22 protein-coding genes are annotated in these 26,116 nt (G+C 53.1%); 12 read left to right on the forward strand and 10 right to left on the reverse strand.

The features are described from left to right. The first annotated feature begins 13 nt into the window (after positions 1–13). Both dnaN and recF read left to right on the forward strand, forming a co-directional pair. Positions 14–1,135 (forward strand): DNA polymerase III subunit beta, encoded by a 1,122-nt coding sequence (dnaN, locus tag ACR0AD_RS15180; RefSeq protein ID WP_480488102.1) that lies wholly within the window; start codon positions 14–16, stop codon positions 1,133–1,135. A gap of 57 nt (positions 1,136–1,192) precedes the next feature. After that, positions 1,193–2,290: a DNA replication/repair protein RecF gene (gene recF / locus ACR0AD_RS15185; protein WP_480488100.1), complete on the forward strand. Its 1,098-nt coding sequence runs from the start codon at positions 1,193–1,195 to the stop codon at positions 2,288–2,290. Here the strand turns inward: recF and ACR0AD_RS15190 are convergent. Continuing rightward, entirely contained in the window at positions 2,287–2,853 is a 567-nt protein-coding gene (locus tag ACR0AD_RS15190; protein ID WP_480488098.1) for a carboxymuconolactone decarboxylase family protein, read from the reverse strand. The genes recF and ACR0AD_RS15190 overlap by 4 nt on opposite strands. Before the next feature lie 100 nt (positions 2,854–2,953). On the opposite strand from ACR0AD_RS15190, the gene ACR0AD_RS15195 reads away from it, so the two are divergent. Beyond that, positions 2,954–3,526, forward strand: coding sequence for a TetR/AcrR family transcriptional regulator (locus tag ACR0AD_RS15195; RefSeq protein ID WP_480488096.1), 573 nt, complete (start codon positions 2,954–2,956; stop codon positions 3,524–3,526). 114 nt (positions 3,527–3,640) lie between these two features. After that, positions 3,641–6,058, forward strand: a complete 2,418-nt coding sequence (gene gyrB, locus ACR0AD_RS15200) for a DNA topoisomerase (ATP-hydrolyzing) subunit B (protein ID WP_480483948.1) — start codon at positions 3,641–3,643, stop codon at positions 6,056–6,058. Positions 6,059–6,317: 259 nt separating this feature from the next. Here gyrB and ACR0AD_RS15205 read toward each other — a convergent pair whose 3' ends face one another. Continuing rightward, positions 6,318–7,118, reverse strand: coding sequence for a hypothetical protein (locus ACR0AD_RS15205; RefSeq protein WP_480488094.1), 801 nt, complete (start codon positions 7,116–7,118; stop codon positions 6,318–6,320). Between the two features lie 148 nt (positions 7,119–7,266). On the opposite strand from ACR0AD_RS15205, the gene ACR0AD_RS15210 reads away from it, so the two are divergent. Together ACR0AD_RS15210 and ACR0AD_RS15215 are read left to right on the forward strand one after the other, a co-directional pair. Then, positions 7,267–8,307: a thymidylate synthase gene (locus ACR0AD_RS15210; protein WP_480488092.1), complete on the forward strand. Its 1,041-nt coding sequence runs from the start codon at positions 7,267–7,269 to the stop codon at positions 8,305–8,307. Positions 8,308–8,317: 10 nt separating this feature from the next. After that, complete coding sequence (locus ACR0AD_RS15215; protein ID WP_480488091.1) at positions 8,318–9,256, forward strand: alpha-glutamyl/putrescinyl thymine pyrophosphorylase clade 3 protein; 939 nt, start codon at positions 8,318–8,320, stop codon at positions 9,254–9,256. Here ACR0AD_RS15215 and ACR0AD_RS15220 read toward each other — a convergent pair. The 4 genes from ACR0AD_RS15220 to ACR0AD_RS15235 all read right to left on the reverse strand — a co-directional run bounded on the left by ACR0AD_RS15220 (position 9,235) and on the right by ACR0AD_RS15235 (position 14,446). Further along, positions 9,235–10,359, reverse strand: coding sequence for an ImmA/IrrE family metallo-endopeptidase (locus ACR0AD_RS15220; RefSeq protein WP_480488089.1), 1,125 nt, complete (start codon positions 10,357–10,359; stop codon positions 9,235–9,237). The genes ACR0AD_RS15215 and ACR0AD_RS15220 overlap by 22 nt on opposite strands. A gap of 629 nt (positions 10,360–10,988) precedes the next feature. Continuing rightward, positions 10,989–12,452: a S1 family peptidase gene (locus ACR0AD_RS15225; protein ID WP_480488088.1), complete on the reverse strand. Its 1,464-nt coding sequence runs from the start codon at positions 12,450–12,452 to the stop codon at positions 10,989–10,991. Between the two features lie 302 nt (positions 12,453–12,754). After that, positions 12,755–13,579 carry a hypothetical protein gene (locus ACR0AD_RS15230; protein ID WP_170408651.1) on the reverse strand — a complete coding sequence of 275 codons (825 nt, stop codon included), beginning with the start codon at positions 13,577–13,579 and terminating at the stop codon, positions 12,755–12,757. A gap of 375 nt (positions 13,580–13,954) precedes the next feature. Then, entirely contained in the window at positions 13,955–14,446 is a 492-nt protein-coding gene (locus ACR0AD_RS15235; RefSeq protein ID WP_480488086.1) for a hypothetical protein, read from the reverse strand. Between the two features lie 625 nt (positions 14,447–15,071). On the opposite strand from ACR0AD_RS15235, the gene ACR0AD_RS15240 reads away from it, so the two are divergent. The 4 genes from ACR0AD_RS15240 to ACR0AD_RS15255 all read left to right on the forward strand — a co-directional run bounded on the left by ACR0AD_RS15240 (position 15,072) and on the right by ACR0AD_RS15255 (position 21,736). Further along, on the forward strand, positions 15,072–15,503 hold the full coding sequence (locus ACR0AD_RS15240; protein WP_480488085.1) for a hypothetical protein: 432 nt from the start codon (positions 15,072–15,074) through the stop codon (positions 15,501–15,503). Further along, a complete protein-coding gene (locus ACR0AD_RS15245) occupies positions 15,491–16,801 on the forward strand; it encodes an esterase/lipase family protein (protein ID WP_480488083.1) in 1,311 nt (436 codons plus the stop codon). The genes ACR0AD_RS15240 and ACR0AD_RS15245 overlap by 13 nt, the downstream gene beginning before the upstream one ends. 622 nt (positions 16,802–17,423) lie before the next feature. Beyond that, entirely contained in the window at positions 17,424–18,740 is a 1,317-nt protein-coding gene (locus ACR0AD_RS15250; RefSeq protein ID WP_480488081.1) for a serine hydrolase domain-containing protein, read from the forward strand. 203 nt (positions 18,741–18,943) lie between these two features. Further along, the gene (locus ACR0AD_RS15255) at positions 18,944–21,736 is read left to right on the forward strand and encodes a bifunctional aconitate hydratase 2/2-methylisocitrate dehydratase (RefSeq protein WP_480488079.1); all 2,793 of its coding nucleotides are present in this window, start codon (positions 18,944–18,946) and stop codon (positions 21,734–21,736) included. 153 nt (positions 21,737–21,889) lie between these two features. Here ACR0AD_RS15255 and ACR0AD_RS15260 read toward each other — a convergent pair whose 3' ends face one another. Next, positions 21,890–22,348, reverse strand: coding sequence for an Lrp/AsnC family transcriptional regulator (locus ACR0AD_RS15260; RefSeq protein ID WP_209507270.1), 459 nt, complete (start codon positions 22,346–22,348; stop codon positions 21,890–21,892). Positions 22,349–22,467: 119 nt separating this feature from the next. Between ACR0AD_RS15260 and ACR0AD_RS15265 the strand changes: the two genes are divergently transcribed. Beyond that, positions 22,468–23,268: a phenylalanine 4-monooxygenase gene (locus ACR0AD_RS15265; protein WP_209507160.1), complete on the forward strand. Its 801-nt coding sequence runs from the start codon at positions 22,468–22,470 to the stop codon at positions 23,266–23,268. Between the two features lie 16 nt (positions 23,269–23,284). Here ACR0AD_RS15265 and ACR0AD_RS15270 read toward each other — a convergent pair whose 3' ends face one another. From ACR0AD_RS15270 to ACR0AD_RS15280, 3 genes are all read right to left on the reverse strand, one after another. Next, positions 23,285–23,806, reverse strand: coding sequence for an N-acetyltransferase family protein (locus ACR0AD_RS15270; protein WP_480488076.1), 522 nt, complete (start codon positions 23,804–23,806; stop codon positions 23,285–23,287). Next, on the reverse strand, positions 23,803–24,357 hold the full coding sequence (locus tag ACR0AD_RS15275) for a helix-turn-helix domain-containing protein (RefSeq protein WP_209507158.1): 555 nt from the start codon (positions 24,355–24,357) through the stop codon (positions 23,803–23,805). The genes ACR0AD_RS15270 and ACR0AD_RS15275 overlap by 4 nt, the downstream gene beginning before the upstream one ends. A 116-nt stretch (positions 24,358–24,473) precedes the next feature. After that, positions 24,474–25,490: a Fe(3+) ABC transporter substrate-binding protein gene (locus ACR0AD_RS15280; RefSeq protein ID WP_480474864.1), complete on the reverse strand. Its 1,017-nt coding sequence runs from the start codon at positions 25,488–25,490 to the stop codon at positions 24,474–24,476. Positions 25,491–25,771: 281 nt separating this feature from the next. On the opposite strand from ACR0AD_RS15280, the gene ACR0AD_RS15285 reads away from it, so the two are divergent. After that, positions 25,772–26,095 (forward strand): SemiSWEET transporter, encoded by a 324-nt coding sequence (locus ACR0AD_RS15285; RefSeq protein ID WP_480474865.1) that lies wholly within the window; start codon positions 25,772–25,774, stop codon positions 26,093–26,095. Positions 26,096–26,116 lie beyond the last annotated feature (21 nt).

Genomic DNA, 26,116 nt, shown 5'->3' on the forward strand with positions numbered 1-26,116 from the left:
AGGAATTGAGGGTATGAAGATCAGCATTGAACGCGGCACCCTTCTTAAAGCCGTTTCGCAGGCTCAGTCCGTTGTAGAACGTCGCAATACAATTCCTATACTTGCCAATGTCCTGATCGAGGCCGAAGGCGATCAGGTCCAGTTCCGTGCCACCGATCTGGATATCGAAGTGGTCGATAAGGCACCCGCACAGGTCGAAAAGGCGGGCGCGACGACCGTCGCGGCAACAACCCTGCATGAGATTGTGCGCAAACTGCCGGACGGTGCGCTGGTGACATTGACTGCTGACAACGCCGCAGGACGGCTGACAGTTGAAGCGGGTCGGTCGAATTTTTCGCTGGCGACACTGCCAAAAGAAGATTTTCCGGTGATGGCGTCCTCGGAATATCAATCGAATTTCAGCGCGTCGGCAGCATTGCTGCGCCGGTTGTTCGACAAGTCAAAATTCGCCATCTCGACCGAAGAGACCCGGTACTATCTGAACGGTGTGTACATGCATGTGGCAGATGGGTCCGAGGGTGGAAAAGTGTTGCGTTGTGTGGCCACCGATGGCCACCGGCTTGCGAGAATTGACGCAGATTTGCCAGCTGGCGCGGCGGATATGCCCGGCGTGATCGTGCCTCGCAAAACAGTGGGCGAGTTGCGCAAGCTGTTGGATGACGACGAGATGGATATCGCCGTTTCGGTCAGTGAAACCAAGGTACGCTTTGCCACGCCGGATATCACGCTGACGTCGAAGGTTATTGACGGCACCTTCCCCGACTACACACGTGTTATCCCACAAGGAAATACCCGCAAGCTTGAAGTGGATGCTGCTGAATTCGCGCAGGCCGTAGATCGCGTGGCGACTGTTTCGTCGGAACGGTCGCGGGCAGTGAAGTTGCAATTGGAAGGCGACAAGCTGATCTTGTCGGTGAATGCTCCTGACAGCGGCGCCGCCGAGGAGGAATTGGCTGTCGCTTACGGGGATGAGCGGTTGGAGATCGGGTTCAACGCCAAATACCTGTTGGAGATTGCGTCTCAGGTGGATCGTGAGAATGCAGTTTTCCTGTTCAACTCGGCTGGTGACCCGACATTGATGCGTGAAGGCAACGATCTGAGCGCTGTATACGTCGTCATGCCGATGCGCGTCTGATCGCGCGGATGCGATGCCTCCGGCGGGAGTATTTTTGAAAAGATGAAGGGAGGGGTCATGGGATTGGCCCTGACCGAGCTAACGGTCTCGCATTTTCGATCTCATAAGCTGGCGCGGTTGTCTCTGGACGGCCGACCGGTTGCCATTCACGGGCCGAACGGGGCCGGGAAGACCAATATTCTTGAAGCGGTGTCGTTGTTTTCGCCCGGTCGCGGGATGCGGCGGGCGAGCGCGGCCGAGATGACCCGTCGGCCCGAGGCGTTGGGTTGGAAACTGTCCGGGTTGCTGGACGCTCAGGGGCAGCGGTTTGAAATCGAAACCTGGTCCGAGGGCAACGCAGCGCGACAGGTGCGAATTGATGGCAAGTCGGCGACCCAGATCAATCTGGGGAAACTTGCACGGGTAGTCTGGCTGACCCCGTCCATGGACCGTCTGTGGATTGAAGGGGCTGAGGGACGCCGTCGGTTTCTGGACCGTATCGCGCTGAGTTTTGACCCGGCCCACGCCGAAACATCGCTGATTTATGAAAAAGCGATGCGCGAACGTAACCGTCTGCTGAAAGAGCAGATCAGGGACGCGCATTGGTACGCCGCGCTTGAAGGGCAGTTGGCCGAGACGGGGCACCGCATCCATACCGCGCGGTTGAGGTCGCTGGATCTTCTGCGGGCAGCGCAGGACAGGGCGGAAACGGTCTTTCCTTCGGCCGAGCTGGAGTTGGTGCAAACCGAAGGCGCAATGCCCGAGACGGCGGAAGATTTGCGAGACGCGTTGGGCGAGAGCCGGTTCAGGGATCTGGCAGCAGGCCGGACCCTGGTGGGGCCGCATCGGTCCGACCTGTATGGTGTGTTCGCGGCCAAGGGCGTGCCGGCACGGGAGTGTTCCACTGGTGAGCAGAAAGCGCTCTTGGTGTCGCTGATCCTGTCCAATGCGCGGGCGCTGGCGGCAATGCTGGGCGCACCTCCAATCGTACTGCTGGATGAAGTGGCCGCGCATCTGGATGCTGGGCGGCGTGCAGCGCTTTATGACGAGATTTGCGCGCTGGGCGCTCAGGCCTGGATGACCGGTACCGGGCCTGAACTGTTTGCGGAATTGGGCGACCGGGCCCAGACGCTGATCGTTACCGAAAGCGATGAGGGTTCGGTCGTGACTGCTTAGGCCGGTTCGCTGACTTTACGTTCCCACAGAAAACCGCGCATAACTTCGTCCACTGGGGTTTTGGCCATGTGGTTAACGTAGTTCGACATGGTTTTCTGGGCCAGACCCAGCACGACATCCAGAACCGCGCGGTGTGAATAGCCCGCATCAAAGAACGCCTGAAGCTGATCTTCGGTCGGGTTGCCGCGGGTTTCCATCACTTCCAGAGTGAAAGTGCGCAGTGCTTCGAGCTTGGCTGAAGGCAGCGGGGTTTCGTTGCGCAGGGCGTCCGATATCTCGTCCGATATCTTCATCATCTTGGCGATACCGGTGTGGGCGGGCACGCAGTAGTGGCACTCGTTTTCAACATTGATGGTCTGCCATACGACGGTTTTCTCATCATTGTCGAAATCGGTTTTCAGGAACAGGCCGTGCAAAATCTGGTAGCCTTCCAGATGTTGAGGGCTTTCGGCCATGACCTTATGCAGGCCGGGCAAGCGACCAAAAGCGGCCTGAGACTTTTGCAGCAGCGGTTTGGACGCTTCAGGCGCGGTTTCGAGGTCGTGAGACGGGAAATTGGCCATGTCGGAACTCCTGTTTCTGGCGCGATGGGTCGTATTTAGGGTTTCTTGAGTGATCGCTCAAGTATATATTTGAGTGAACGTTCAAGAATTGGTGATGCTGATGCCCCGCAAACCCGCATACGATCGTGACGTGTTGATCGCGAAGGCGAAGGATATCTTCTGGCGTCAGGGCTGGGCTGGTACATCGCTGAAGGATCTGGAGCGGGAACTGAAGCTGAAGCCCGGCAGTTTTTATGCGGCGTTCGGGTCGAAAGATGCGCTCTATGCGCTGACGCTGGAGAGTTATACGCAAGAAGGTTTGGCGCGCCTAAAGGCCCTGGCTGAGAGACTGGGTCCGAAGGAGGCGCTGAAGGCACAGCCCCGATTGGTGATCGAAGCAGCCGAGACCCCGGCAAAGGCCTGCATGTTGGCAAAGACATATGCCGAGTTGAAGGCGAAGGATCATGACCTTGCGGATCAGGCGGCGCATTACATGGCGGAAATGAAAGACTGTTTCGCTGATCTGTTTCGCAAGGCTCAGGATGCCGGTGAAATCGGGGCGGGACGTGATCCGGATCGTTTGGCGGCCAGGTATCAGTCAGACATTCTGGGGCTGCGCTTGTCCGCTGAACGCACAGACGTTGATGCGGCGCAAATTGCAGCGGATATCGCGTCTGATATCGATCGTTTGTGAGCCCCTCTCGGGGCGGCAAAAAACGATCCGGAAAACCACAAAATATTGGGGGATGGCGTGACAATCCCTACCAGAAAACGTATAAGTTACCAAAATAATATAGGTACTGACTGAATGTCCGAAGACGCACAGGCCCCTCAAGAATACGGCGCAGATTCTATCAAGGTTCTCAAAGGCTTGGAGGCAGTTCGCAAACGCCCCGGCATGTATATCGGGGACACGGATGATGGCTCGGGTCTGCACCATATGGTGTATGAGGTTGTCGACAACGGGATTGACGAGGCTCTGGCAGGTCATGCTGACCATGTGACGGTGAAAATTCACGCCGATTCCAGTGTTTCGGTCAGCGACAATGGGCGTGGTATTCCGGTGGACATCCACCCGGAAGAAGGCGTGTCGGCGGCCGAGGTCATCATGACCCAACTGCATGCCGGCGGAAAATTCGACAGCAACTCGTACAAGGTGTCAGGCGGCCTGCACGGTGTGGGTGTTTCCGTGGTGAACGCGCTTTCGGATTGGTTGGAACTGCGTGTCTGGCGCAATGGCAAAGAGCATGTCGCGCGGTTTGAAGGTGGCGAAACCGCTGAGCACCTGAAGGTTGTCGGTGAATGCGGAGACCGGACAGGAACAGAAGTGCGGTTTCTGGCTTCGACCGATACATTCTCGAACCTCGAATACTCATTCGAGACATTGGAAAAACGCCTGCGCGAACTGGCTTTCCTGAATTCGGGCGTGCGGATCATCCTGATTGACGAGCGTCCGGCGGAGCGGCTGGAAACCGAGTTGTTCTATGAAGGTGGGGTCAAGGAATTCGTCAAGTACCTCGACCGGTCCAAAACCCCCGCCATGTCCGAGCCGATCTATATTAAGGGCGAGCGCGACGATATAGGCGTGGAAATCGCAATGTGGTGGAATGACAGCTATCACGAATCTGTCCTGCCCTTTACCAACAATATTCCTCAGCGCGATGGCGGTACCCATGTGGCGGGTTTCCGAGGTGCCCTGACCCGGACGATCAACAACTACGCGCAGTCCAGCGGGATCGCGAAAAAGGAAAAGGTCAGCTTTACCGGTGATGACGCGCGCGAAGGTCTGACCTGTGTGCTGTCAGTCAAAGTGCCTGATCCGAAATTCTCGTCACAGACGAAAGACAAGCTGGTCAGTTCCGAGGTTCGTCCGGCGGTCGAAGGTCTGATGAACGAAAAACTTGCCGAGTGGTTTGAAGAAAACCCGACCGAGGCCAAGGCGATCGTCGGCAAGATCATCGAGGCCGCGCTGGCACGCGAGGCCGCGCGAAAGGCGCGTGAACTGACCCGCCGCAAAACGGCGATGGATGTGAACTATCTGGCGGGCAAGCTGAAGGATTGTTCCGAAAAAGACCCCTCCAAAACCGAAGTCTTCCTTGTTGAGGGGGATTCAGCCGGAGGGTCGGCGCAAACGGGCCGTGACCGGCTGACTCAGGCGGTTCTGCCGCTGCGCGGTAAGATTCTGAACGTGGAACGCGCGCGGTTTGACCGGATGTTGTCCTCGCAAGAGATTGGCAATCTTGTCATGGCGCTGGGCACGGGTATTGGCCGCGATGAGTTCAACATCGAAAAGCTGCGTTACCACAAGATTGTCATCATGACTGACGCGGATGTGGACGGTGCGCACATCCGGACCCTGTTGCTGACGTTCTTCTACCGGCAAATGCCTGAACTGATCGAAGGTGGGTATCTCTATATTGCGCAACCGCCGCTTTATAAGGTTTCGCGCGGTAAATCAGAGGTTTATCTGAAAGATCAGGCGGCACTGGACGATTATCTCGTCAATCAGGGGATCGAGGGCGCCGTGCTGAAACTGGGTTCGGGTGAAGAGATCACCGGGCAGGACCTGGCCCGAGTGGTGGACGAAGCGCGCCAGTTGAAACGCGTTCTGGACGCCTTCCCGACGCACTACCCGCGCCACATTCTGGAACAGGCAGCCGTTGCCGGTGCCTTTGTGCCGGGTGCGGTGGACGCCGACCTGCAAGGGGTGGCTGACAAGGTTGCCGCCCGTCTTGATCTGATCGCGTTGGAGTATGAGCGTGGCTGGCAGGGCCGGATCACGCAGGATCACGGAATTCGCCTGGCCCGCATTCTGCGTGGTGTCGAAGAGGTTCGCACCTTGGACGGCCCGATGCTGCGGTCGGGGGAGGCCCGCAAAACAGGCAGCTTCACGCAAAGCCTGCAAGAGGTCTACAACACATCGGCCACGTTGATCCGCCGTGATCGTAGCCAATTGATCCACGGTCCGCTGGACCTGTTGCGCGCCATTCTGGAAGAAGGGGAAAAGGGCCTGTCCCTGCAGCGCTACAAAGGTCTGGGAGAGATGAACCCCGACCAGCTTTGGGAAACAACTTTGGACCCGGATGCACGCACGCTGCTTCAAGTGCGCGTAGACGATATGGTGGAAGCCGACGATCTGTTCACCAAGCTAATGGGTGATGTTGTCGAACCTCGTCGGGAATTTATCCAGAAAAACGCTTTGAGCGTCGAGAATCTGGATTTCTGACGGTGTTGTAGGTGCGCCCATAGCTTTGCATTTCGCCCAAAGAATTGCATTTTTGGCCCAAAACTTTGGGCGCATTAACCTTCAACTTTCTTGGTTCGAGGCTCCATATCTTCGGGTCTCATTCTTTGCTTGTTTCGCGCCATCGCCGTATTGCCGGGGAAGGTTTTCGGATGGCCGCTTCCAGCCCACTGCGGACATCCTCAACTAGAAGATCGGGCGGAGAGCTGACCTTGGCCGCGAGTGCAAAGCGAACAGTTTATTAAGGAGAAAGCGGACGTTCGGTCCCAAACTGCTGAAAGTAATCGTCAGACCACCCCTCGGCGGCATTCAAGGCTGTTATCATATGGTGCCCTTGCCATGTGGCTGCACCAGTCATCCTTCGTAGTAGCTCGCTTACTTTTTCTTCGTCTGGGCCTCTATCCTCAGGTTGCCCAAAGATGAAAAAGGTTCCCAGAGCATTTGGGTGAACGAACTCGCTCAAAGTGTCATAGTTCTTCATCGCAGAAATCCTGCTAACAAGGTCTTGGATTTCCAGTCCTGATGACTTGACCTCGTCTAACGCGTTAAAAAAACCTTTCGTTACAGGATATTTGGTCCAGAGGTATTCAACATAGGTATGGTCTAGTTTGTCGAGGTGCCTCATAGCATCCATGACGTGAACGCGCTTGGCGACGCCCCCGCCGTCGACCGGTCCGCCGAGGAACTGAGCAACTCGTCCTTCAAAAGCTTCAAGGTCGCCCTTCTGCGTCATTCGAGACACCTCATGCACAAAAAAGGCTGCCATGCCGACAGTCTCAATCTGTGCTCTCGCAAGGATGGCCGCGCTTACTACCCTATTCTCCTCAAGTAGTCGGCCAGCTGAATCGGCTAAGTCAATAAATCGCCTACAGAATGATCTTTTCATTTCCTCTATTGAAAATAGTTGGGTCCCGCGAGGATCAGATTTGAACTCGATTGGCCGATCACCCCATTCCTTTATTTCGCAGTAGACATTGTTTAGGCGCCACGACCTCAGCTCTTCCGCTCCCTCGATAATTTTCTTGATTTCAATTGCGGTCATAGTTTTCTCCGTTGCGCCGCTTGTGGATTAAGTTCAGGAAATCGCTCGGCTAACCCCTTGAACTTTCCCGAGACAACGTCGAAATTCAACCAAAAGGTGAGGTTGAGCGAAGTTGTTTCACGCGAGCGAAGACAGCCTAGATGATCTGATGAGGGCTGTCTTCAAGCAGCTTCTCAACGGGCGTGGGAATTTTGAAGTCGACTCCAACAAGGGAAGAAGCACCGAGGTTTTTGGCGCGCTCTTAGAACTGAAGAACCCGCGGGCGCGGCTAAGTCGATCATTTTCAAAGGCCAAAGCTTTCAGCCCACTTGGTGAGTTTTTCTGGTATCTAGCGGGCAGTGATAGCGTCGACTTCATCAAGCACTACATTCCCAATTATCCAAAACTGATAAAAGACGAAGTAACTGCAAATGGGGCTTACGGACCGCGAATATTCGGAAAAGGGGCACTAGAAAAGCGTGACGAAGTTAGCGAATGGGATCGGGTGATCCGTACTTTGCGTGAGCGAGAGGGCTCGCGCAACGCACTAATACAGATTTACGCTAACTCCGATGCTAGGCCCAAGAACGGCGACAAGCCTTGCACCTGCACCATTCAATTTGCGGTTAGGAATGGGCAGTTGTTGATGCACACGCATATGCGTTCCAATGACGCATTCTTCGGCCTCCCGCACGACATTTTCACTTTTACTATGCTTCAGGAGGTTGCGGCTCGTGAACTTGGTTTTGGTTTGGGTAAGTATACCCATTCTGTGACAAGCCTACACTTGTACCATGACTGTGCAGCAACTGAGGGTCACCCAGCGAACACTTCAACATCTAGCGCCGAAGCATACTACAGGGAGGGTTTCCATGATTTCTCGCCAATGCCTGAAATGCCATCAGGAGACCCATGGCCGAGCATAGAAAAGGTCAAAATGGCGGAGCAAGAAATCCGATCTGGCAACATCGAATACATCGCTCCAACAGACCTTGAGCCGTACTGGCGCGACTTCATTGAGCTTTTCAGAATTCACAAAATTTTTGAGGAAATGAAGAAGCGCGGAGATGGCCTTAGAACCGAGAGGCCCGAGCTGCGCAGAGTTGTGAAGATCATGAAAGATATTTCACCGACCTATCGGATCTACATCCTCGGTAGGCTCGAAAGAAAACAATCCCTCGTTAGGGATCTATTTGAGAACGTAAGTTGAGAGGCGGGTCATGAACGGTGTCCACAAAGACAGAATAGACGAGTTCCTCGGAAAGATGGATCAGATCGACGCGCAATTTGGTCCACTCCCCGGTATTGCAACAGCTCAGCGGAGACGTTGCTGGGCGCAACAAATCGTGTCCAGCCTACGTCGAATTTCATATACAGACACGTTGTTGATGCGTGGCGTGAATGCGGCTAGGTGCGATCCACATTCTGGTATTTTCGACCCAGTTCGAGGAACACTTCACTTTCACCGAAACGGACAACTCGACGAAGCGGCCTGGCTAACATTCGTCCTCACTCATTTCGGTAAACATGCGGTAGACGAATGGAAGCTCGCTGCAAATATCTATGGATCGTTCGGCGCAGGGCCTGTTTGGACATTCGCCCAATATGCTGCGAACCCGGCAGGCTTCGAAAACATGGTGGGCGCGAACTCTGCTCGCTTGGCTGACGCCAGCATTTCCGGTAGTTTTTCCAACCACCGCAAATTTCAAAGCAAGAAGCCACAAGCAATAGCCAAGACGTTTCGAACTTACTATGAGTGGCAAACCGAGTTCGGTGGCTTTAGAGAACGAATGATCGCGACACATGGAAGTGTGGGTCAGGAGCCGCAGGCGGCTTTCGATGCTCTCTACAAATCCATGAAGGGGGTATTTGGTTTTGGTGGTGGTCGCCTCGGGAGGTTTGACTTCCTTACGATGCTCGGCAAACTTCAACTTGCTCCGATTACGCCGGGTAGCGTCTACTTGGACAAGGCAACGGGACCGCTTGCTGGGGCACGTCTACTGTTTTTTAACAACCGAGATCACAATATCACCGGCAGAGCCTTGGAGCATCGTGTTGATGCCTTGGACGACATTCTCGGGGTAGGAAAGCAAGTGATCGAGGATAGCCTTTGCAATTGGCAAAAAAGCCCGGATGCCTACGTGTATTTCCGGGGTTGAGAAAGGACCGGAAGCATTGTGTTGTCGCCCCATTTGTACCGGCGCTTAAGTTCGTTAAACTGGTGAGGTTGGAGCGCCCCATATTTTTGAAGCTGCCCGACAATAATGCCCGGTGTCACCCCAGCTTTTCGCGCGATCCTACGAGCATGTGGGCGAGTAGGTATGGCATTTAGCATCTCGTCTCGTAAATCAGTTGCGACAAGCGCATCTTGAGCGAAAGCATCAGCTTCATCTTCTACTGCGGATGCACCTAAAGGCGACGGGTCGCTGCCATCTACCGAAATATGGTCAGTGCCATGAAGAACTACGTGCGCAGCTTCGTGAAAAAAGGTGAACCAGAAATGGTCCTCACTTAGATATCGGAAGCTTAGCAAAATAATTGGGTTGCCCTTGGCCGACGTCCAAGTGGCCCCACTTGCTCGACAACCTGTCGGGGCCTTCGAACTAACAAGACCAACGCCGTGTTCGGCGCAAGCTTGCTGAAGTTTTGGAAAGAACAATTCAGGGCGTTTGAGTGCGCACAACTTCTTCAACTCAGGCAAACGGTTTTTGAAGTCGTTCGCAGAAAACTTCGCGAGAGCCAAGTTTTCGGATTGAACCTCACCGACACGCAGCCAAGCTAAAGTTGCCATTTCATCAGCCTCGAACGCAAAAGACGTTCGAAACGCAACTTGACCTATCCCCGAAGAGTAGCGCTCATTCCAACCTTGGATACTGTCGCACCCAAAAAAATCTAGTATGTCTTTGGACAACCGCTCACCGCGAGAACCCTTTGGCAGCCAACCAAGTTGTCGCAACGCTTTGGCGGGAAAGGACTGCCCCCATGTCGAAAGCGTCTCTGCTTGAGCAGAACCAGCAATGCGCACTTTGTCGTCAAGAAATTGGTTGTAACGCTCGATCCAGAACTGGCGCGATGCACCGAGTTCGTTGGATAGTGCGTCCGCAACCTCGTCGCAAATTTTGACTCTGCCGTCCATGATGCCGGAAAACATTTCTTCTTCGAACCCTATGCGTTCGGCCAAGTCATGCACTGATAGATTGCCTGCGGTGGCCAGTCGAGAAATCGTGTCACCCGGTGGGGAAGCCCAATTTGGTTCAAACATTAAGCCAATACCTCCCCGCCAATCGTTAGAGTCTCTAGCTGGATTCTATGAGAATCTTTCCATGCTTCGTCCCCAGCGCCGCGTGCAGCTATCACTGTTTTCAGCGTACAACCAGACGATACGAACCAGTCTAATTCGAAACTGTCTCCTACTCTGGTGGCCGAAATTGGACCCATCGGTACATCCCCGGCAAAGATGGCCGCTCTAAAGTCCGCCACCAAACCAATGAAGGCTTGACCGTTTTCACTTCCGAGGTGACGGTAAGCCTTCTTGGGTTCTGTCGCTAAGTCTCTCATGAGTTTGCTCGAAAATGTCGGTTCCAAGGACCCAGCATCCTAACAATTGCACAAAATAGGGCCTTGGTGGATGGGCGCCGTACCTTATCTTCCCAATGGTCATACATAGGGTAGATGCTACTTAGCCTCGCCACAAAAGTCACGCGCCAACTGCAATTTCTGACAACACCGACTTAGTAGCAAGAGAAGTTCGGCGGAGTTATGAACGTCTGTTGTTGGGAATGCAGCGGCAGCATTTGGTAGATCTATTGAATGACTGCGAAGGGCCGCATCAGAACGTAGAGCAGGCGGCGGATACCGTTCGTTTGCGGCGCTATGGACTGCCCTTTACTACTAATTCTTCCGATGACGCACCCCAAGCCAAATGAGATTGAATGAACTGAATGCTTCGGTGGCAAGCCTAAAGTTCATTTCTGCCTGAAACACGCATCGTTGTATAAGCTCCAAATCGACATTGTCTGCATGCCCCTGCGCCAACATAAATCTATCGCTGAACGAATTGTCGAGTGTGTCATAGGCCCGCTGGGGCATAGAGGCAGTCCATGCAACGGTGCGAAGATGAAAATAGCAGCGCAATTTCAGGAGACCGCTGCCCTCGTCACGGATGGAAATAATTTCAAAGTCCTCGAGCCCCTCCAACACCTCCGCCGTGACCTGCGAAATACTATCTAGAAAGCGTGCCGGAACGTCGCCTGCTTTAAGGAAGGACAAACATGCTGCAAGTGGAAGTGCCAAGAGTTCGGCTTCAGCTGCCTGCTCGACGAATTCTTCAAGTTGTTCATCATACCTCTCTGCAAAACCTTCCACTTTGGCTGAAGTGAACCTGTGCGGGTCCTTCGGAAGCGCTTCATCATTGGCAAAATAGGATTTCGATTGCTCAAAAAGGTCGCTCTCTTCCTCGGAGAATTTAATAATCACATCCCCCCAAGGCTTATTTTGAACTTCGCCCAAAACCCGCGCGGCCCGCAGCTTTGACGCGCCTATCAAGCTGATTTCTTCAAAGCGTTCAAATAGACCCGGTGGTGTATCAACTGTTGTTCTAAGCACGTCCCAGATTAACGTGACATAGGAAGGCCCGCCTTCCCAGGATGATGACACGATTCCAATCAATTCGCCTTTATCATTCACAACCGGCCCACCGCTCATTCCGCCGAGTGTGTCCATGTCTACTTCGATGCAAGGCGAAGGCATGCGCTCGCCGCGCCCATAGGGAAACGCCCCTGACACGCGACCTGAAGATACAAAGGGCGTGACTAACGGGATATTTTCCGAAATGGCCTGATGACGGAAACCAAAGGCCCAGAGGCGTTGCCCGATGAGCGGCAATGCCACTCGCATGGGCGTCAGCATGAGCGGTTCCTCCGGTATGGCATCCGAGTTTAGGGTGCAGCTAACAAGGGAAATGTCAGAGACGACGCTATGGTTAGGATCATATTTGCTCTGGCCGCTCACTGTTGTTGACGCGTATGGCAACCATACGCGAGGGCCCTTAGGTAAAAAGCTCATACACACCGGACCAAACCCTAACCCTCTGAACTCATCCAAAACATGAGTGGCCGTCAGCAACAGTCCTCGGGCAACCATTACACCGCTTCCGATGACGGTGGTGCCTGCTGGGGTTTCTTTGCTGATCGCAACAAGCGACGAGCCCGCTTCATGCATACTACCCATGGGGCCGAGCCCATCCTCGGTACTATATTGCGGGGTGCGCCAAGAAAGTGCCAGATTTGCTATCTTCGGATTTGTATCGATTATGGGAGCTGAATATGTTTGGCCGTCGCTTTCGGTGCCTGTCATTGAGAAATCCAATTTTGGGGTTAATTTGCGAACCCATTAAAATGCGTAGCCGCTGGTGTTTCAGTCAACCAAAGGCTGATCCACGTTTCAATAGTGGATGGCCACTTAGGTCTGCGGTGCTGACTTGGGTTCCAATTGAAATGCTGCACCGTGGACAAATGTCAGCTAAGTGAGCTGCTAACGCAGCATCCGAACATCACACCCAATGTCGGCTAAGGGCCGTCCGCAAGACTTTGCAAAGACCGCTTTCTGCGCATTGCAGACCTTCGCGCACGGCATAACACCCAACATTAGAGAGTGCATCATCCCAGAACTTTTAGATCTTTTGGTGCGAGCCGACTTTTCTCCGGCAATGTCCCAAATTTAATTCCTTCGATTTCGAGTTTGTCTCGTATCGCTACAAGTTCACCCAGTTTGTACTCAGATTGCTCAGGAACAACGTATAGTACTTGAGGAACCTTTCTCAAAAGAAGTGCTGCTCTTGCCAGTTGGTCAATCAAGTAGCCAGGATCAATTCTATTCCTCGGGCCTTTGATCTCAATCGCCGCAAAAGGCTCCGAGCCTTTGTATACGATTAAGTCTGTGGCAAGAGGCTCGAACGTTCTGCCTTCTCGAACAGTCAAATTTTCCACATTGAAGATGTCACTAGTGTTCTGTTTGAAAAGCATTTTTGCGTTTACTTCGAAGTCTCGGGCTCTTCGCTGGCCGCCAAAACCACCTCTAGCAATCACGACCGCAGGCTTCTCCGCCAATCGAACTTCATCAAGAATAGACTTAGTTTCCGCCTGAGATAACTCCCCTGAAAGAACGGCATCAGCTATCTCTTTGGATTTCCTAGGGTCATACCGATCTATCCTTGAAAGCAAAATAACTTGCATCATGGCCAGCCAGTCGGGCTTTGATTCAAAAAGATCTGGTCGGTTCTGTTCTAACCATTTCGCCGCGGACATCGGATTGCGAAGGCTTGCAGGCTTTGTGCCTCTAATAGCGGCAACGCTTTGGAGTGCATCGTCCGGAAACGCGTACCCGCAGGCTTGGCTGTCTTGGACAACGCGATTCAGCCACGCTCCGAGGGCAATCCAGTTTTCAGTTTTGGCCAAATCTTGAAATTCGTCTTCAGTCATCATCGGTCGCAATCATTTTATTCGCATCGAGCCCATTGCCAATGCGAATGGATGCATGTATAGAGCCCGTATGAGGATAGATCGACACGCACCCCCGACGGCCCGACGCGTTCACAAGCGCGGAATGAAAAAACGCGCTGGCAAAATGTCTGGCGTCAAGTTCCCAGGCGTCATTCAGCTCGAAAGCCAAATGGAAGCAGCACTGGTTCGTTGCATGCAGGTCGACCCTCGTGTGGTCTCGCTTAAGCCACAGCCTTGCACAATCGACATGGGAACCGGAAGAGCATTTGCAAACAAAGAAGCGGCGCTAGTGGCTTATGAAGGGCGTCGGTACCTAGTAAGGCTAAGTGACCTGGCTTCGCTGCTGTCTGAGGCCGCCTAGTGCTCGCCTGCACCATCCGAAAAGAACACCACTGAAATGCGTTGTCCAATTGCGGGTTCGTGGTCGCGTGATACCTGCTCGGCTTCTTCGATGACCCGGACCATCTTTTCATGGATCTCAGCGGACGCCGGATGATCGCTTTCGAGCTTTTCCAAGATAACCTGAAGCGCGATGTACCCCTTGGGAAGATCCTCATAGGCGAAGCTGTCACGCACTTCGTGTTTCGCTTGTTCCCAGAAGGGATCAAGCTCACGGCTCCACGCCTCGCACACCATTTCCACGGCAGGCAGTGACAGATGGCCAAACCACTCTTGATCACTGAGTTCTACACCACCTTTGCGTCCCATGAACTCGGCGCAAGCTTTCATGAGGCTCTCAACGCGAGCGGGGCGCAAGTCCCACTCGGTCAGCTTGCCGATCTGCTCTGAAATCGTCTCTAGCGCTTCGGAGAGATCTTCCAGAGACATGTGGGCGTGTTCCATGCCCATGCGTCTGTCATGTTGCCAGTTTTAACGGTCTCGAGCACTTTTTCAGCAAGCTTTACAACACGCGACGGGTCGTAACCCGCGACGAAAAAAAACGGTGGAAAGTCTGCTGGTGTTAATTGATATCACATCGAAATGTCTGTGGTTTCGCCATTTGTCAGTTTGACTTGGAGAAACAGAGTAAAGACTGGGTACAAGAGTTCATCAGGAACCGTACCGATCTGATCCGACAAAGTTTCTTCGGCTCGGTTGATGTGATAGAGTGATCAAGCTTGGTCAGCGGACTTCACTGTTAGTGCAAGCTCATCTTTGTGTTTTATTTTGCTGTTCCAGAGTTAGTTTAATTTGGATTGCGAAGGTTGTTATGCTAGAACGTATTTTTTTTGGAGCGGGGTTAATAACTTTTTTTTGTTTAACTTTGCCACACACCACAAGCTCTCAACAATACTGCAAGTGCAAAAATGGTACGACAGCTTCGTCATATGCAGACGTGGGTTCTTGCGTTGTCAGGGATGACACTCGCCCGCGGTTTTGCACCTTAGATTGGAGGTCGGCGAACGTAAGGAACCCATCGTCTGATCGGCTACAGCAGAGAGAACTTAATTCCGAACAATTTTTGGAAAGCTTTTTGGAACTTGGCGGTTGGCAGGACTTTAAACTCCTGGCGGATGATCTGAGAGCTTTAGGCAAATCTAGAAATGATTTTGTTCCCTTGACTACTGGAGCCAGCGCCTATCTTGAGGAAACTCAACCGGGTGACGCGGACCCTTATCTCTTTCTCGCAAGCATTCTTGTACTTTTGGGATCAATTGAGCCTCAACTAAAACAAGACGTTGTCGAGCTTTTGGCTGCCTATGTTGACGGAAAGGACCTCACGAAGGAGTTAGCGCTTCAGCTAACCGGTGAATATGTAGAACCATCCAAGCCTGAAATTGAAGATGCTAGGGTAGTCAGTGTTGTGTCTTATGGATGCCTTGAGATTTCCTTTTTTTATGATGAAGATAAAGTCTCCATCGCCGTTCGAACGCCATTTGCCGAGGACGAACAATGCGGGGTCTAATCAAAATCTTCACCTATACGCTCGTTGCTGCTTTCGTGGCTATGCCTTCTAGTGCGGCAACTGTCATTGCCGCTGAGAGTACTCACGATGGAAAGGCCGATATCGCTATCGTATTCATTCACGGTTTGGAAGGAAGTGCAGCTGAATCCTTTGAAAACGAGGATGGAGTGTCGTGGATGGATCTTTTAAGGGCGGACACTCGTAAACTAATCGAAACAAGAAAATACTCCCGTTCGACCGCGGATGCAGACATTTATCTAGTGGACTACAGTGATGTATTCACAAACGCCTCCATTAGCGTCTCTATTGACGAGATTTCCCGACAGGTAGCTGATGCGTTGCGAAGCAGCCCTGCTTTTTATGAGCATAAGCATGTTTGGATCGTCGCACATAGTATGGGAGGACTAGTCGCCAAAAAAGTTCTCACGATCTGGGAGGCAGCCGACTACGATAACCTACTCAGTCGAATAGTAGGTGTGTCACTAATCGGGGTCCCTTCTAATGGTTCGCCACTTGCTGACATTGCAGACAAAATTGGTGACAGTAATTATGGTGGTTTTCTCATCGGATGGCTTGGATACAACGCTCGAAACATTAGTGATTTGAGAACCTCCGGCTCCACAAACACCTATCTATCGGACTTGGAGAGTTCTTGGGCAAACTTCATGGATCGTCGAAGTAACACTACTGGGAAGTTCCCACGTGTTCATTGCTCTTATGAAACTGACGCTGAGTTTGCAGTACCTCGCGGCTGGTGGCGAAAAGATATCAGAGTTGAAATTGTGCCCAAGATTTACACGCTAACAAGCTGCGATGGGGAAGCGAAGCCAATAAACAAGACACATACAATGCTGCCAAAGCCAATTGGCGTTCCTGATCCGTCTCATGAACTGTTGATCTTGAACATGCAAGACACCTTTCGTGTTCTGCAAGAGGAAGGGCAAGTATTTGAAGAACTTCAAACGCCTGGCTTTTTGTTCAGAGAAATAACTCGTTTGATTGACGGAAAGAGCGACTTTCGAGATGGTGCCGGCTATCCTGCCGTTTATGAAGATTTTGAAGTAGATGGTGGTAACTTGAACCAGTTGCGCTCACTCAAGCTTAAAGACCGTACATATAAGGGTGCAGCATGGAGCGACGTGTTCGAAGAAATCTCTGAACTGAACCCTTGTGTTGTTGTTGGTGTTGATGAGCCAAAACGAAAAACGGTGCGGGTTGGTCTTGGTGAGGTCGAAAGTTGCAAACTAAACTCGGATGACCATAGCGTATTAGTGTGCGATCTTCAGGAATGCCCCTAGGGTGCTCTCCTTGCTTAGGCCGAATCGTAGATATCGAAATGTATTGACGCAGCCCCCTAAAACAGGTCTCTGGGGCGTTAGTAATCCGTCCAAGCAAAGTATGGACTATGATACGCAGATTTAGCTCCGAACAGATCATTGGAATGTGTCCGTCGTTGTTCGGTTTTGGGTTGAATTATTCCAGTCAAAATGCACTTTTGATTGAGTTTTGGTGCGTTCAAGTTGATCGAGCTACGCTAAGACAATCGACAATTGAGCGCGTATATTGAACCGTGCAAACTTATGGGCAAATCGTGCAAACTTACGCGCAAATGCTGCGCAAAATTATGGGCGACGACACCCAGATTTTCTGAATAAAATCAATGATAGGAATGCAGCGTTATGCGCGTCCCTACAGGTGTAAAGACCAACGTGCTACCTGTTTGGGGCTGAAGTCGATCTGTGCAATTGCTGATCGAGCGATGTGCATCTTGGATGGCACTGGCCATGCTTCAGCGTGCGGGCTCTGACCTATCAGTCGACGTAACGAAACTGTGGTAAAGCCTGCTCGGTTGCTTCTAACCTTTGCCGGGCGAGGTAGCGGCAGGAATGGTTGCGGCGGATGTTCAGCAAAGTACTAAAAATGACCGGCAGTGCGGTGGTTCTGGGCGGGGTAGCTTTGATTGGCTACCTTTGGTTCGCACCCCCGGATCTTTTGAAGGTGGGAACCAACTACTCTGCCAAGATTGTCTGTTCGAACGTTTTCATTGCTGGACGGGATCCTGACGAAGTTCTGGCTGTGGACGTGCAAGCACCCGGCCACCCTCTGCTGGGGCAAATCTCAATAGAGGTGGATCGGGAAGCGCAGACTGTGAAAGCGCGGATCTTCCGGTTTTTTGCACCCGCGAGATCGCAGTTTCGTCAGGGGCTTGGCTGCACAAATGTTCATGAGGCTGATCTGAGCAACCAGACACTTTCAGCGCCTGATCCGCTGCCAGCAGGACTATGGCCAAACGGGAATGACGTTGCCTTGTCCCAAGACCCGAAGCTTCAGAATGTAATCTCGAATGACAGTTTGGTCGGCGAAGGATATCGCGCAGTTGTGGTGGTTCGAAACGGGCGCATCATTGCTGAACGGTACGCAGATGGGTTTAATGCGGATACCCCGTTACTGGGCTGGTCCATGACCAAGACAGTTACGGCCGGGTTGATCGGCACCTTGATTGAAGCGGGTCAAATGAGCTTGTCAGATACGCTTGTCGACAGCTTTCCCGATTGGGCCGACGACGCAAGGCGCAACATTACCGTTGCTGATATGCTGGCGATGACAAGCGGGCTGCAATGGGATGAAGAATACGGCGACGTTTCAGACGTAACACGCATGCTGTATCTCCGAGACGGTATGGCCGAATTTGCTGCCGGGCGCGTTGCTGAATCCAGTATTGGAAAGGACTTCAACTACTCCTCGGGCACGTCCACGATGCTGTCTCGGGTTTGGCAGGACAAGTTGGGCGACGGTGGGCTGAGCTATCCGCACAACGCGCTATTTGCGCCGATTGGCATGACATCGGCGGTTATCGAGACGGATGTCAGCGATACCTTCATCGGGTCCAGTTATATGTATGCGACGGCGCGTGACTGGGCCCGGTACGGGCAGCTTTTGCTGCAAAAAGGGGTTTGGAAGGGCTCTCGGATATTACCAGAAGGTTATGTGAACTGGATGTTCGAACCGGTTGATGCTTCGGATGGCAAATACGCCAAGGGCCACCTTTGGCTGGAAGCACCCGGAGATTTGCCACCTTTTGAAGATGCGGTCTGGTTGCAGGGGCATGATGGTCAGTCCATCGGTATTTTCCCCTCTCATGATATGGTGATTGTGCGATTGGGATTGACGCCATCCCGGCTGGGTTACTCATCCTTGCCGCTGGCCAAGGAACTGATTTCCGCATCCGGAAGCTAGCGTGCCAGGGTGCAAAAACCTGTTGGCCGCGACAGACAGATCACGCCTGACTGGCAAGTATTTCGACAAATACATCCTCGATCAGGACACAGGGTCGCAGGAGAGTGTCTTGCAAGTTGTAGGCATTTAGTATACCGCGGCATACAAAATTAAGGCGCTGGTTTGTTACCCGCCAGCGCACCAGCTAAATGGTCGGAACCGTCATGAGCCTATATACAGAATACCTGAACGAGATTGAGACGCGCAAAGAGCAAGGTTTGCACCCCAAACCCATTGAAGACGGTGTGCTGCTTCAGGAAATCATCGAGCAAATCAAGGATGTCGACAACGTTCACCGCGCCGAGTCTTTGACCTATTTCATCTATAACACGCTGCCGGGGACAACCAGCGCTGCTGATGAAAAGGCACGGTTCCTGAAAGAGATCGTATTGGGTGAAGCCTCGGTCGAAGAAATCTCGCAGGCCTTCGCGTTCGAGCTGCTGTCACATATGAAAGGCGGCCCCTCGGTCGAGGTTCTGCTGGATCTGGCGCTGGGCGATGATGCGTCGATCGCAAATCAGGCGGCAGAGGTGCTGAAAACGCAGGTGTTCCTGTATGATGCGGATACCCAGCGCCTCAAGTCTGCTTTTGAGGCCGGAAACGCGATCGCAAAGGACATTCTGGAAAGCTATGCCAAGGCCGAGTTCTTTACCCGGCTGCCTGACATTGAAGAGGAAATCAAGGTTGTGACCTATGTCGCGGCCGAAGGAGACATTTCCACCGACCTTCTGTCGCCCGGCAATCAGGCGCATTCTCGTGCGGATCGGGAATTGCATGGCAAATGCATGATCACACCGGCGGCGCAGGCCAAGATTCAGGATTTGCAGAAACAACACCCGGACAAACGTGTCATGCTGGTCGCCGAAAAAGGAACCATGGGCGTCGGGTCGTCGCGCATGTCCGGTGTCAACAACGTCGCCTTGTGGACCGGAACACAAGCCAGCCCTTATGTTCCTTTTGTGAACATCGCACCAGTTGTCGCGGGAACAAACGGAATCTCACCGATCTTCCTGACCACCGTTGGCGTGACTGGAGGTATCGGCATTGACCTGAAGAACTGGGTCAAAAAGCTGGACGATGACGGCAACCCGATCCTGAACAACGACGAAAGTCCTGTTCTTGAACAGAAATACTCGGTCGAGACCGGAACCGTTCTGACTATCAACACAAAGGACAAGAAGCTTTACAACGAAGCAGGCAATAAAGAGCTTGTCGATATATCGTCGTCCTTCACGCCGCAAAAGGTCGAATTCATCAAGGCTGGCGGCTCTTACGCGATTGTCTTTGGGAAGAAGCTGCAGACATTTGCGGCCGAAACCCTTGGCGTTGCGCTGGAATCTGCATTTGCTCCGTCCAAGGAAATCTCGCACGAGGGTCAGGGCCTGACAGCTGTCGAGAAGATCTTCAACAAAAACGCGGTTGGCGTGGCTGACGGAAAGGTTCTGCACGCGGGTTCGGACGCTCGGGTTAAGGTCAATATCGTTGGGTCGCAAGACACCACCGGCCTGATGACCGCGCAGGAGCTGGAAGCTATGGCGGCGACCGTGATCTCGCCCATCGTTGATGGCGCATATCAGTCCGGGTGCCACACAGCGTCGGTTTGGGACGCAAAGGCGCAGGCGAACATTCCTAAACTGATGAAATTCATGAACAACTTTGGCCTGATCACTGCGCGTGATCCCAAGGGTGTTTACCATTCGATGACAGACGTAATCCACAAGGTGCTGAACGACATCACCGTGGACGACTGGGCCATCATCATTGGCGGCGACTCGCACACCCGCATGTCCAAGGGCGTAGCGTTTGGCGCGGATTCGGGCACCGTTGCGCTGGCGCTGGCCACCGGTGAAGCCACGATGCCGATCCCTGAATCGGTTAAGGTTACCTTCAAAGGCCAGATGGCAGGCCATATGGATTTCCGCGATGTGGTTCACGCCACCCAGTCGCAGATGTTAAAGACATTCGGTGACAATGTCTTCCAGGGCCGGATCATCGAAGTTCATATCGGCACCTTGCTGGCGGATCAGGCGTTTACCTTTACCGACTGGACGGCCGAGATGAAGGCCAAGGCCTCAATTTGTATTTCCGAAGATGACACGCTGATTGAATCTCTGGAGATCGCCAAAGGCCGCATCCAGATCATGATCGACAAGGGCATGGAGAACGAAGCCCAGACGCTGCAAGGTCTGATCGACAAGGCGAATGCGCGGATCGCGGAAATCAGGTCGGGTGATAAGCCGGCCCTGAAACCCGATGAAAACGCCAAGTATTTTGCCGAGCTCGTTGTTGATCTGGATGAGATCGACGAACCGATGATTGCCGATCCTGACGTGAACAATGCTGACGTATCAAAGCGTTACACCCACGACACGATCCGCCCGGTTTCCTACTACAAGGGTGAAAAGAAGGTCGATCTGGGCTTTGTCGGGTCGTGCATGGTGCACAAGGGCGATCTGATTATCGTCTCGCAGATGCTTAAGAACCTTGAAGAGGAACAGGGCACCGTCGAATTCAAGGCCCCGCTGGTTGTCGCAGCACCAACCTACAACATCATTGATGAACTGAAGGAAGAAGGCGAGTGGAGCATTCTTCAGAAATACTCGGGCTTTGAATTCGATGATCTGTTTCCAAAAAACAAAGCACGTACGGAGTATGAAAATATCCTGTACCTTGAGCGGCCCGGCTGTAACCTTTGCATGGGGAACCAGGAAAAGGCTGCAAAAGGCGATACCGTTCTGGCGACATCCACGCGCCTGTTCCAAGGGCGTGTTGTCGAAGACTCGGATGAGAAAAAGGGTGAGTCCCTGCTGGCGTCGACGCCGGTTGTCGTGCTTTCGGCCATTTTGGGCCGGACCCCAACTGCCGAGGAATACAAGTCGGCGGTCAAGGGGATCGACTTGACCAAGTTCGCGCCGCCGATGGAAAAGCCTGCGTCCGCGAAATCTGCTCATTTCTGAAGACGCGTTTTGAATCTTGAAAGCCCGGCCGCCAGGAAATGGTGGCCGGGCTTTTCCAATTGAACGACACTCTCTGCCCTTCAACACCACGTCTTAGCAAGGATGGGTTATGCACCTGACACATCCGCTCAGGTTCCGTTTCGGTGGACCCTGTCAAAGAATGGGTAAAGGGCCGCGGGTCTTGGTCTGGCGAAGCACAAAGTTGCTGCGGGTGTCGCGGACCAGCCCTGATTTCAACAGGCGCTGCATGATAAACACCTCAAGATCCTCGGGGGTTTTGGCATAAACTTTCAGGATAAAGTCGTGATCCCCGGTGATCGAGGCGCACTCAACGATTTGCGGCTCGGTCTCGACCAGACGAAGAAACGCCGAGATGCTGTTTTCCTGATGGTCTTTCAGTGCGACGTGGACATAGGCAATGGCATTCAGACCGACAGCCTTGGCTGAAACCTGCGCGCGATACCCTGAAACCACCCCGGACGATTCAAGGTCACGGACGCGGCGCCAGCATTGCGACGCAGATAATCCGGTCCGGTCGGCAAGCTCCTGCATAGACAGACGCCCACTGGCCTGAAGCTCTCGCAAAATATCGATGTCGGCTGAGTGAAGCATTTGGGCCGCAAATCGCAGTATCTCGGAATGTATCATTCATAATACGGACGAAAATCAGAATATCAAAACAAATTCTCCGTGTGAGTTGAGGTATCCTGATCTCATGCAGGAGGATGCTGATGCCCAAATCGACGAAATATGTCGCCAAACTGGCGGATGAACATGGCCACATTACCTACACAGACGAAGAGAATGCGGTCTGGGCTGATCTTTACGCGGCACAGGAAGAAAACGTACGGCGCTATATGGCGCCGGAATACCTAAGCGGTTTGGCGCGGCTGGATTTGCCGAAGACCAAAGTGCCTTCTTGTGCGGAAATTTCGAAACGGTTGCTGGACCTGACCGGCTGGCGGGTGCAGCCGGTTCCGGCGCTGATCGGGTTCAAGACATTTTTCGGGATGCTTGCGGATCGGGTTTTTCCGGCCGCCTCTTTCATCCGCTCCCGGGAAGATTTCGACTATATCGAAGAGCCGGATATCTTTCATGAGATATTCGGACATACACCGTTGTTAAGTGATCCACGTTTTGCCGCGTTCAGCCACGCCATCGGGCTAGCCGGAAAGCAGGCAGATGACGCGGATTATGCCTGGTTGATCAGGCTCTACTGGTTTTCGATCGAGTTTGGCCTGCGCCGCCAGAACGGTCAGATCAAGGCGTTGGGTTCAGGGTTGGCGTCGTCGCCGACAGAACTGGTCTATGCCGTGACCAGCGACATACCCGATCGTGACCCGTTTGACGTTCTGACGATTCTACGAACACCCTACCGGATCGATATGCATCAGATGGGGTATTTTGTTCTGGATGACCCTGAAGAGTTGTTTGAGGCCGCCGAACGGGACCTGCTGGCAGATGTTCGTCGTGCGCGCCGCCTCGGGCTGTTGCCGAACAAGTTCCCCGAAAAGATCAGAGCCGCCGAGTAGCGGGGGCCGCGTCTTTTCAAGCGTCAAGGTTTTTGTACATATAAGTTGTGGGTTCGAATTTTGGTTCAAATGGGTTCCGACAGTAATTCGGTATTTCCCCCGCGATCTGAAACCCAAGGCTTTGATAAAGCAGCCGCGAGGGATCGGTGCTGCGCGTATCAAGTACAAGCACCGTGCGCCCCACCTCTTGCGCGCGAAGAACAAGCGCATTCATTAGGGATCGGCCTAACCCCCGCCGTCTGGCGTTAGGGTGGACCAGAAGTTTCGCCACATCGGCGCGGTGGGGTTGGTTGGGCATTGCCGCCGGGATCAGTTGAACGGTGCCTGTAATGCGGGGACCGTCATTCGAAACGAATAAGTCCAGCTTACCTGACCTTAGACCGGGCTGTACGTTTTGGTGCCAGTACGCACGCGCATCATTCAGGGTAAACGGTAGAATGAAACCTATGCTGGCCCCATCATGAACACAGGCATGCAGGATTTCAGCCAGGTCATCCAGTGCCGCGTCAAAATCGTTATCGGTCAGGCGCGTGATCATATAAGCACCAGCAGGTAACGTGCGCCACGCGACGCCCCTGTTTCAAACCGGGTCGGTCCCGACAGATGGTAGCGCAGACAATCCCCGGCGTTCAGCGCGTGCGCCGTTCCATCAACCGTCAGAGTAAGCGCGCCGTCCATTAAGATCAGATGATGCTCTTGCCCCGATTTAGGAGGCACTTCGTAGGTGATGACCGTGTCCCGGGGCAGGTGGCATTCCAGAACCTCGGCGTTCAATCCATTTGCAGGTGGTGAAACAGCACGGCGGGTGAAGCCGGTTTCAGGGTCGCGCCACTCGGTCTGGCGTTCGAATGGAACCTTGGGGTCAAAGCTGTCCTCAACCATCATCAGCAGCCGCGAGATCGGCAGATCGTATGCAGCACACAGACGGCCTAGATTGTCGGCTGTTGGGCTGACATCCCCTTTTTCCATGCGGGACAAGGTGGCGCGGCTGATCCTGCAGTGCTCGGCAAGGTAATCCAAAGACCAGCCACGCCCGCGGCGCAGTTCGCTCAGGCGATTGGCAAGGCGGTTTGACAGGGTGTCGGGCATTATAAGCAGTTGAAAAAATATCTCATATACGAGAAAATACTCTAAAAAATATAGCTTATCAAACAAAAATGGATGCGAACAAGCCGCATCCTTTTAAGAAACCAGCGAAAGAAGGCTTACTTCCAGCCAACTTCGTTAAAGATCTTCTGCGCTTCGGGGATGTTCTTTGCAACGTCTGATAGGTTCACGTCGTCTGCCTTGAATTCACCCAACGCCTTGACCGACTCGGCCAGTTCGACATTTGGAACTGCCGGAAACTCGTCATTTCCCGCCGAGAAGTATTTCTGCGCCTGATCGCTGGCCAAATACTCAAGGAACAGGATCGCGTTTTCCTTGTTGGGTGCGTGCGCGGCGACCCCACCACCGGATAGATTCATATGCGCGCCATAGCTGTCCTGGTTCGGGAAGACCCAGCCGATCATATCGCGGTCTGCGGACAAGCCTTTGACGTCTGTGCGAATGGAGCGCGCGAAATAGTAGGTGTTCGAAACCGCGATGTCACACTCGCCCGAAACGATGCCGCGCAACTGGTCGGTGTCACCGCCCTGCGGGTCACGCGCCATGTTGGCGACAACACCCTCGGCCCAGGACTTGGCGGCCTCAGTGCCTTCATGTGTGATGATCGATGCCAGCAGGGTCTGGTTGTAGGTGTTGGTCGAAGACCGGATACAGACCATTCCCTTGTATTCCGGTTTGGCCAGATCAGCGTAGGTGGCCGGCGGGTTGGTCACGTTTTCCTTGTCGAAAAAGATGATCCGACCGCGTTGCGAGAAACCAAACCACTGATTGTCGCTGTCCTGCAGGTTGGTGGGAATGCGCTCTTCCAGTGTAGCGCTGTCGATTGATTGGAGGACACCTGCATTCTTGGCCCGCGCCAGACGCGACGTGTCCACGGTCAGCATCACGTCGGCAGGTGAGTTCGCGCCTTCCGCTTCCATCCGGGCAATCAGTTCATCCGCTTTGCCTTCGATCCTGTTGATCTTGATGCCGGTTGCGTCTTCAAAGTCGGTATACAGCCGTTCGTCGGTGTCATAGTGGCGCGACGAATAGAGGTTCAGTTCGCCCTCGGCGGCGGCAGAGGTTGCGATCAGAGCCGACAGTGCGGCGGCCAGGCAGGTCGTGGATTTCAGCATTGTGTGCCTCAACAATTGAATTTCGGGTCGGTCATTAATCCGACTGATTTTCTCAATTATACGATTCTGGGCGGGATGCAAGTAAATCCGACTGATTTACTTGGTCAAAAGGTCGCTGTGACGTTCAATATGCGATGCTCTGAAGGCATACGAGGGGGGAAGGTTGGTGGTAACGTGGTCGAGGGACTTGGTCCAAGCGCTTCTAGCGGATATTTTGGCAAGACAGATTGTCCGAGAAAAAGAACATGCCGTCTTATTCACTTAAAGGAAGAACGTGAGATATGCCCGAAACACTGGCTGAAAAATTGGAGAAATCTAACCTTGGCCATTGGATGTCGCGCTTTGAAGGGTTCATGGTTTTTGTTGGCGTGGTTGGTCCTTTTGCCACACTGCCACAGCTCGTGAAGCTGTATTTGACGCATTCGCACCATGCCTCGGGACAGTCCTTGTTGTCGTGGTCTCTATATACCGCCTTGTCCCTGCTTTGGTTTGCTTACGGCTTGGTTGTTGGAAAGCTTCCAATCTATGTCGGCAACGGGATTTCGATGGTTCTGAACTTTCTTATGGTCGTGGGCATTCTGATCCATGCAGGGATTACATTTTAGGCGCGGGTAGAACAAAAAAAA

It is taken from the genome of Ruegeria sp. BH8, assembly GCF_056538065.1.